5 protein-coding genes are annotated in these 5004 nt (G+C 41.3%); 2 read left to right on the forward strand and 3 right to left on the reverse strand.

From position 1 onward, the window contains the following. On the reverse strand, positions 1–483 hold a 483-nt coding region (locus D6D85_RS11315), incomplete at its 3' end, for a hypothetical protein (RefSeq protein ID WP_133308319.1). 243 nt (positions 484–726) lie between these two features. Between D6D85_RS11315 and D6D85_RS11320 the strand changes: the two genes are divergently transcribed. Next, the gene (locus tag D6D85_RS11320) at positions 727–2358 is read left to right on the forward strand and encodes a hypothetical protein (protein WP_125672146.1); all 1632 of its coding nucleotides are present in this window, start codon (positions 727–729) and stop codon (positions 2356–2358) included. A gap of 121 nt (positions 2359–2479) precedes the next feature. Here D6D85_RS11320 and D6D85_RS11325 read toward each other — a convergent pair whose 3' ends face one another. Continuing rightward, positions 2480–2719, reverse strand: a complete 240-nt coding sequence (locus D6D85_RS11325; RefSeq protein WP_125672147.1) for a hypothetical protein — start codon at positions 2717–2719, stop codon at positions 2480–2482. A gap of 115 nt (positions 2720–2834) precedes the next feature. Here D6D85_RS11325 and tcmP point away from each other — a divergent pair, with 115 nt between their 5' ends. Beyond that, the gene (gene tcmP / locus D6D85_RS11330) at positions 2835–3920 is read left to right on the forward strand and encodes a three-Cys-motif partner protein TcmP (RefSeq protein WP_125672148.1); all 1086 of its coding nucleotides are present in this window, start codon (positions 2835–2837) and stop codon (positions 3918–3920) included. Between the two features lie 34 nt (positions 3921–3954). Here tcmP and D6D85_RS16430 read toward each other — a convergent pair. Next, positions 3955–5004, reverse strand: a 1050-nt coding sequence (locus D6D85_RS16430) for a spore photoproduct lyase family protein (RefSeq protein WP_161969842.1), incomplete at its 5' end; no start/stop codon positions are given.

Here is a 5004-nt window from a genome sequence, read left to right on the forward strand (position 1 = left end):
TCTTGCTTTTAGCTCGAGGGACAGCTCATTTTTTCTATCCACTTGGATGCTGTTTGCCGGCCTCTCTATCTCCCTTATCACGAATTCACGCCCCGATCCATACTTATCCCGCAGCTGCTGCAGTACCCTCTCTATTCCCGCTGCCTCTCTAAACCTTGGCTTAAACATTGGCAGAAGGTTTCCGCCGGGAAATCCATCAAAGTAGTAGTTATGATGGCCCTCCTTTTCACAGTGCTCTATAAACTGCTTAAACGCTTTGTTGGAGACAACATCCCTTCCCCTGAGGAAGTTTCCCCGCAGAAAGCAGAACCAGACAAACTCCTCGCTTTTCATATTTTTGGTTCTTTCAACAATAGTTTTTTCTATATCAGCCCCCTTATTCCTAAAAATCTCTCCTGATTTTTCTCCTAGTTCATTCAGGCTTTCATCCAATTCTCCTGGGTCTGTATTGTTGAGGAAGTCCAATAAATTCCTGATGCCCATAAGCTCTCTTTCTTAGTACTAATTTATAAATTTTTTGCTTTCTCGGTTCCTCATTTCTCCTTTTCTCTTAAGTTCTCAGTCTTCAGGGTTATTATATGGGCTGGCAGGATGTGTTTAGGGAAGTTTCTCGACAAATAAGAAGCAACAAAGGACTTCATAAAAGAAGAGACTCGGAATTTGGGGGCAAAATGTTAAATCATTTTTCAAAACATTTATATTGTTCTCATTAACTTAAGTAAAATTATGGACACGAATACGGGAGCTGAAAGCGAAGAAGTAAAGTTTGAGGATCTGGATCTTGTTTATATCATTCCTTTTGACTTAGGGGCTCCTGTTGAAGCGGGAGATCTGAAAGAATTGTTAAAACGGTTTTCTGAAAGGTATAAAATGGTTGAGGGGGTCTGGATCCCCCCTAAGAGGGCTTGGCCTACACCACAATTTGTCCGCCGCAAGGCGAAAGAGCTGGGGATCAATGCGGAGAAGATTGACATAAAGGAATTGATGAAGAATGAGAAGCTCAGAGAGGAGATTTATAGGGCACATGCGATGTTTAGGGTGATATTTTCGACGGATAGTAGAGCATGTGACCCTGAATACTTGGAATTAGACCGGTATATGAGGCTTAAATTGACCGACCTGAACATAAGCATCAAGGATCCGGGGCTCCGTCTCAATGAGCTGAAGTGCGAGCTGTATCTTCTCCTGCACAGTGCTGGGATCGGTGTTTTAACAGCATGGATCCACCTGAATGGGAGTTTCTCAACAGACGACTTGATAGAGATAGAGCAAAAGTTAGATGATGCAGAATGCACGATTAAGGATCCATCCGGAGATATAAAAGAGGGAACACTGTATGAATTCATTGAGCAGGAAATTATTAAGACTCTGCGTGCCGCTGTCCTATTTAAAGGCGAGTATGGAAGCTATGATGCTGCTTTTGATGCGCTGGAAAAGGGTGATATCACTGATAATAAAATTGAGGAAAAGCTTAGGACACTATCTACTCCAGTTAAAATAGTTCTATGCATCAGGAAGCACAGATGCAGTGATAAATGTGCAACTGCTGAGGATGCTGTTGAGAACCATTTAAGGGAGATAGCTGGAATTTCTGGAGCCCATATAGATTGGAGATATTACCGTGAGGACGCTGCTAGGAAGGATCTGGGAGAAAACCTCTCCCGTGATGTACATTACGCTACATTTGTAACTGGTGGTATTACATCTCTCTTCTTGGGATCCGCCACGCTAGATGAAAGGCTGAAATTTGTAAAGGATAAGGAGCTTGTATACCGATCAGGAGAGCTCGATCTTATGCAGCCAATGGAATTCTTGTTGCTGTCGGACATGATCCTAGATGTGTATACCTCCGTCTACCGGAATAAGTTTAGAGAGGTCAGGAAGAGGAGGAGAGGGGAAACTGTAAAACCCAGCGAGATAGCAGAGATAAGGGAGGGCCTGATGGAAGGGCTGGAGGAGTACAACAATGTCTCACTTTTTATAGTAGATCCAAATAGAAGTATCATGGAGCACGGAAAGGAGAGATTAGGACTTTCAGATAAAGTTAATGTGCTTAAATCTCTGTTGGAGGAGCTGAATGATATGTTTAGGACTCTCTATGAGGAGGAAACCCTGAAAGAACAGGTTGAATTAGCAGTCCGCCAGGAGGATCTATCCAGAAAGCAGGTTCTGCTGACAATTTTGTTCGGCGTGTTCGGTGCATTCCAGGCAATGGAATATCTCGAGCCCAAGCTAGGATTCCCTTATGTCCTTGCTGTAACATTGACAATATTTGCCCTCATATGTCTCTTCTACTACAAGCTCTATCCTTATATTAGAGGAAAGCTCCATTTATTCAGGAGGAAAAAGGCTGGGTGAAATCTAGTTAATTGTCTCTTTGATCGGGATGCTGATAATTGGCATCTGAACTCAGTAATTGGTAGCGATGTGGCAAAATTTATCCTATTTTCCCGGATATGCCCTAAAGTAGTTCTGTAGTCTAGAAGCTCACTGAGAGGGTAACAGCCCCGGAAAGAAGGTTGAGAACATCAGCTGGCCTCGTAGGTATAGAGCTTAGGTCATGTGTAAAGTAGTTCCGTGCATGCTTTGCTGTCTTCATAGCATCCTCGACAAAGAATTTCCATTTCTCAGAACTTTTTTCGATTTTAAGCTTTTCAGAAATCTTCTCTGCCACAAGCCTAGCCTTTTCACTAATCTCTTTTTCCTTTACTCCGAACATAGAGGCCAATTTATCAAGTTCTCAGTCTCCTAGGAACTCTTATTTTTTACTTGGTTGTAACTAGAAAGTTGTCCTAAGGCTTAAAAGGTATTTAGCTTTATGATAATTGTACATTATGTCGAGAGGTTTTTATACCCACAGAGTAAAATTTTGCGATAGAGATGGTGGTTCCATGACAAACTCAGAGGATGCCTATGATAAATTATACAAAGAACTTAAGGAGCTGAGAGATATTGGAGAAAAGGTTTTGGAGAAAACAGGTGGTAGAGGGTGCTTATTAGGTCATCGCTGGACTGTTCTAAAGCTTCTTTTTCTTAAGCTATATACAAGAGATATCTATACACCAATAATAGCGAATTATTATCCTAGTATGGCTTTTGTGGATTTGTTTGCAGGGACAGGTCTTAATAAGTACAAGGATAGCAACTTTCCCATCCCAAGATCCACCCTAATCGCATGGTTCTGTGCAAAATATCCATTTGATAGAATCTTTGCAATAGGTTATAACCGTCCTAGTAAGTTATTTGATGCAAATAGTGACAAAAAGCATAGAGATATACCCTACAAGTATTTATACGAGAGGACTACTAGATTTATTCCGAAAGATTGTATTAGATTGATAGAAGGGGATGCCAACAAAACGGTTGATAAAGTTATCAATGGGCTGAGAGAGATGAAGGAAAGATATAAGGGAGCACATTATCTAGCTTTTGTAGACCCTAACTCCTGTGAGATCCATCTGGATACTATAAAGAAGCTAATTGATCTGGAAAGGGAAGGAATTGTGGGAGATTTTATCATATTACTTCAGGCAAGGCTAATAGCTAAAGGCATTGGCCGGATCAAAGATAGCAGAAAAAGAGGAGGTCTTGCAGAAAAACTTGACAAATTCTTTGGAACCAAAGATTGGAGAAACTTCCCAACTGGAGAAATAGAAAGTAATGTAGTAAATCTTTATGAGAAACAGCTAAAAGAACTAAAACAGAAACCCATCGTAGAAAAGGTTGACATAAATCTCATGCGAGAAGATATACACTATTATCTACTTTATGTTATCAGAAAGACTTCTCGAGGCTCTCCATACGTAGAAACAGTTAAGCTAATTAGAAAATTTGTAAAAGCCATCGACAAAAAAGATATGGTAGATCAAGCTATAGGAGAGGCACTTGGGATAAAGTCTTCCCTAACGAGTTTTATGTAGGGTTAGAAAGCTTGCAATTACACATTACGTTCTCCTAGACTCCAGGCTCTCCTGGATCCTCCATCAGCCCCTCACGTTTCAGGTATTCCCATACACCAGGGGTTTCCTTGCACAACCCCACCTTTCCATTGAAACCCTTATCCCTCAAAAGTTCTATAATGAGCTTGTATATTTTCTGTCTGTTCTTCACACGCTTTCCCCAAGGAGACTCCTCACTAGTATATTCAAGCCAGCTTTTATCCGAGGCATAGTGTATTGTCTTCTTTAATGCTCTTAGGCTACCAAGCGTTATTATCTCCGGCTTAACCTTATTAAGGAGCTCTTCTATTAGCATTTCATAGTGAAAGATCCAGCTCTCTCCTCCTGCAGCTACCGGTACTATTGGATCGATTCTTATCCTCACTCGAAACCCCATATATCCTGCAATTTCAGCCGCCTTAATCCTGCTTTCAGTTGAGGCAGTTCCTCTCTCATACTTATCAACTATAACCTGAGGGTTTATTGAGAAGCTCGCTATGAACCTTTTTCTAAGATCCTCTGGCACATCCTCCAGCACTTTAACATGGTTCTCTCCTCCTTTTGATAGGAGGAGTATCATGTGGTCGGGATGGTTCCTCAGGAGGGGTGTTGCTATTTCTATCAACTTTCTCACAAAATTTGGAATAGCGAGAGAATCAGCCAACTCCCCGCTATTTAGCAATGTTATCAGGCCTGCATCATCAGCCCATGAAAGGAACTCTTCCATGTATCTCTTTATATCATCCTCTTTCTTCATTTTGGGTTTCTTCCTCTCGGCTCCTCGAAAAGTTCCCTGTAAATAACAGTAGCTGCACTCAAAGGGGCAGCCTATCCATGCTTTTAGCTCCCAGAAATGCGGGCATACTATGTTTTTTCCTCCCTTGTGGAAAAGCGCTATCACCTTTGAACCGCTACCTGTAACCCACTTTGTGGGTACAGGCACAGGGACATATTTCAGAGAATTACCTTCTTCATCTTCCTGAAAAAGTGGATTCTGTCTCTCTTTTTTCATCTCATAGTATCTAGCATAATATATTGCTGTCTTATTGGCTTTTTCCATTTTCTC

Source organism: Candidatus Methanodesulfokora washburnensis (genome assembly GCF_003947435.1).
Taxonomy (GTDB): domain Archaea; phylum Korarchaeota; class Korarchaeia; order Korarchaeales; family Korarchaeaceae; genus Methanodesulfokora; species Methanodesulfokora washburnensis.

Excerpts from the sequence above, each read along its gene's own strand:
- D6D85_RS11320 (WP_125672146.1), top strand. The coding sequence starts at position 727 with ATGGACACGAATACGGGAGCTGAAAGCGAAGAAGTAAAGTTTGAGGAT.
- D6D85_RS11325 (WP_125672147.1), bottom strand. The coding sequence starts at position 2,719 with ATGTTCGGAGTAAAGGAAAAAGAGATTAGTGAAAAGGCTAGGCTTGTG.
- tcmP (WP_125672148.1), top strand. The coding sequence starts at position 2,835 with ATGTCGAGAGGTTTTTATACCCACAGAGTAAAATTTTGCGATAGAGAT.